Genomic DNA, 3,314 nt, shown 5'->3' on the forward strand with positions numbered 1-3,314 from the left:
TTGGCCGATCGCTGAAGCAAAGGCTTTTAACACAAAACTGTCATATTAAGCAACCAGCCAACAGCTTTTGCTTTTATTTCATAGTCAAGAGGCGGCTCGTTCATGATGCCCCCGTTGCCTCAAAATTATCATGAATGATAGTTGCTTTTCGAAGTAAACTTTATATTTTAAAGCCTATGAGTTTCTTTTTTCGACAAGCTACCAGACGCTCATTTGCCGTTGTGTGCGTGATTGCGCATTTCGCTACTTGCCTGCTCACGCTATGGTTTCATCAGCATCCCGGGCATGACCACGCCGGCGTAAAGGGTGAATTTTACCATTCACATATTCCGGCGGTTGCTTCTCATGCTCCGGAGTTTGAACAAGATCATCATAGTTCCCGAGAAAGCTTGCATCTTCTCGAAGGTTCCTCTCTGTTCGATAAGATGCATGCTTCTATCGCAGTTCATTTCGCACAAATTTTCATTCCCGGCAAATTTGTGCCGCAGATTGATTTCTTTGCCGCGCCCTTTGTTGAAAATTCTACCCCCAATTCTGTCGTCAAAATTGTCCTCAAACTTACACCACTTCAACTCGTTCGAGACTATTTCGCGCTGACCGCAACAGGCCTCTCGCCTCCGCTTGCCTGAGTTTCCTCTCCTCTATTTTTAATTTTTCCGATTTGACTGAATGAATCTCGCAAGAGATTATCGGAGCATTATTTCCTTTTCTAAAATGTAAACAAGCGGAGGATTTTGCCTTGAAGCATATTCACCCCGTCGCTTGCCTTTTTTTCTTGCTTGGATTTTCCATTGTTGCAATTCCACAAGAGACGAAGTCGACGCAAACTTTAACCCTGCAACAGGCCGTTGCGCGCGCGCTGGAAAATTATCCGGCATTGCACATTCAGCGTTATGAGATCGAGCAGGCGTTGGGACAGAAAACCACCGCCGGTCTGTTGCCCAATCCCGTGCTTTCCTATTACAAAGAAGACCTCGATCTCAGCGGACAGAAAGGCGGTGAAGAGATCTTTTCCACCGGCCTACCGCTGAATTTTCTATGGAATCGTTGGCCGCAAGTGAATGCGGCAAACGCCCAAGTTGAGGCAGAGAACCTCTCTCTTGCCAATGTGCAACGTCTCGTCAAATTCGAGGCGCAAAAAGCGTTTGTCGAATGCTACTACGCCGCACAAAGTTACGAAGCTTGGCATAAAGCAGCCGCCGTTTTCCAGCAGGCCGCGACTGCCGGCAAAATTCGTTTGACCGATGGCGACATCTCCGGTTACGAACAGCAGCGCATCGCGCTCGAACATCAACGCTACCAAAAGGCCGCCAGCGAAGCGCAGGCGGAATTCATCAACGGCCAGCGACGACTGGCTTTTCTGCTCGACCCGACGCAGAGCGAGATGCAGTTTGAGCTAATCGGCGTGAAGTCGGACTTTCACAACAACGATTTTCAAGACAACACAATAGGCCGAAGTGAAAGTCCGACTTCGCCCGCTCCTAATTTTGAAAAGCTGCTTGCCCACGCGCTGCAAAATCGTCCCGATCTGCAAGCGGCGCGTGCCATGTCGCGCAGCAAACAAGCGGCATTGAGCGCGGCCAAATGGCAACGTTTGCCGCAGGCCAGCGTTTCCGCCGGTTACAAAAAGCAGGTAGATGATTTCAAAGGCGCGGTGGTGCAGGTCAATCTCGGCTTTCCGCTCTTCGACCGCAATCAAGGCGAAGTGCGCAGCGCCCGCGCCGCTCATGAGCAACAGATCACGGCAACGGGTTTGTTGGAAAAACAAATCGCGCTGGAAGTGCGCCAAGCTTACGACCGCTATCGCCTCTACGGTGAATTGTTGGACGCACGCGCCGTCGAACAGCCGGAATCCGTGCTGCTGATCGCACAGTTCTCGTATGCCGAGGGTGAAATGTCGCTCATCGAATTGCTTGACGGCGTGCGCGCTTACAGCGAAGCCTTTCAAACCCGATTTGATTTATTGTTAAAATATCAACTGAGCATGTTCGAATTGGAGAAAGTCGCCGCAACCGTGATCTGGACACAAAATTGAAAGGCCGAAAAATATTTTTGAAAGCTTTCATTTTTGTGTCCCAAACATTTTTGAGGAAAAACCATGTCACATCTTATTCGTTTCGCTTTTTGCCTATTCCTCTTTGCCCTTGGCCTCGGCTGCCACAGCCACGATGAAGCCACAACCGAACACGAACATGAAGGAACTTCCGTCACGCTGTGGGCGGAAAAAACTGAGTTGTTTATGGAATATCCGGCGCTCATCGTCGGGCAAGAGGCAGCATTCGCCGTGCATCTTTCCGATATGAAAGATTTTAAAGCGGTGACGCAAGGCCGACTCACGTGCTTTTTCCAAAAAGCCGGCGGCGGTGACGTTACTGTCGTCGCGGAATCACCGAGCCATCCCGGTATCTTCCGGCCGCTCGTTCAATTTTCTGAAGCCGGTGTTTATGATATGGAGTTGCGGCTTGAAGGACAGCAGGTTGAGGATGTCATTCACGTGCCGAACGTGCGCGTCTTTGGCGACGAGGCCGCCATTCCGCACGACGAAGCAGCCGCGGCGAGCGAAGAACTGATTACGTTTCTCAAAGAGCAACAATGGAAAATTGATTTCCGCACCGAACCGGCGCAGAAGCGCATGCTCGCCGGCTCGGTAAAAGCGGTCGGTGAAATTTTGCCGAAGGCGCAATGGCACGCCGAAGTTCCCGCGTTGGTGAATGGCGTTATTCTCGCCGATCAAAATTCCAATCTGTCTTCGGTGGGCGCGTGGGTGCAAAAGGGTGCCGTGCTTGCGGTGATCTCACCGCCCGCCAACACTGAAGCCGGCCTCAACAACGTTCGCAATGAATATCTGCTGTCCAAGGCGGAGTTTGAGCGCGCCCAGCGCCTTTTTGAGAAACAGGCAATTTCCCAAAACCGACTTGAGGAAGCGAAATTGCGATTCGAAGCGAAGCGTGCCGGTTACGAGGTCATCGCGCAGCAAGTCGATTTCGGCGCTGAAAAAAACGGTGACAACAATACGCCGCATTTTCATCTCAAAGCGCCGATTGCCGGCGTCATCGAAGGAATTCATTTTCATCTCGGCGAAACTGTTGAAACCGGTGAAAGACTTTTTACTATCAGCAACCCCAAACGCGTTTGGCTTAAAGCGAATATTCCACTGGCGCTCCTCGCACGCGTAGAAGCGGCCACAGGCGCTTCTTTCAAAGTAGAAGGTTACGAGCAAGAATTTCGCGTCGATCAACTCAATGGTAAATTGATTTCCACCGGTAGCAGCGTTGATGAAAAATCGCGCACCGTTCCAACTATTTTCGAGATCG

The 3,314-nt window shown here is 50.8% G+C and carries 3 protein-coding genes; all 3 read left to right on the top strand.

Features of this window, described 5'->3' with window-relative positions:
* Positions 1-176: 176 nt before the first annotated feature.
* Complete coding sequence (locus FBQ85_28400; GenBank protein ID MDL1879054.1) at positions 177-629, top strand: hypothetical protein; 453 nt, start codon at positions 177-179, stop codon at positions 627-629.
* 110 nt (positions 630-739) lie between these two features.
* Entirely contained in the window at positions 740-2,035 is a 1,296-nt protein-coding gene (locus FBQ85_28405) for a TolC family protein (protein ID MDL1879055.1), read from the top strand.
* A gap of 63 nt (positions 2,036-2,098) precedes the next feature.
* Positions 2,099-3,314: HlyD family efflux transporter periplasmic adaptor subunit (locus FBQ85_28410; GenBank protein MDL1879056.1), on the top strand; the 1,216-nt coding region annotated here is incomplete at its 3' end.

This window comes from Cytophagia bacterium CHB2 (assembly GCA_030263535.1).
Classification (GTDB): Bacteria; Zhuqueibacterota; Zhuqueibacteria; order Zhuqueibacterales; family Zhuqueibacteraceae; genus Coneutiohabitans.

Excerpts from the sequence above, each read along its gene's own strand:
- FBQ85_28400 (MDL1879054.1), top strand. The coding sequence starts at position 177 with ATGAGTTTCTTTTTTCGACAAGCTACCAGACGCTCATTTGCCGTTGTG.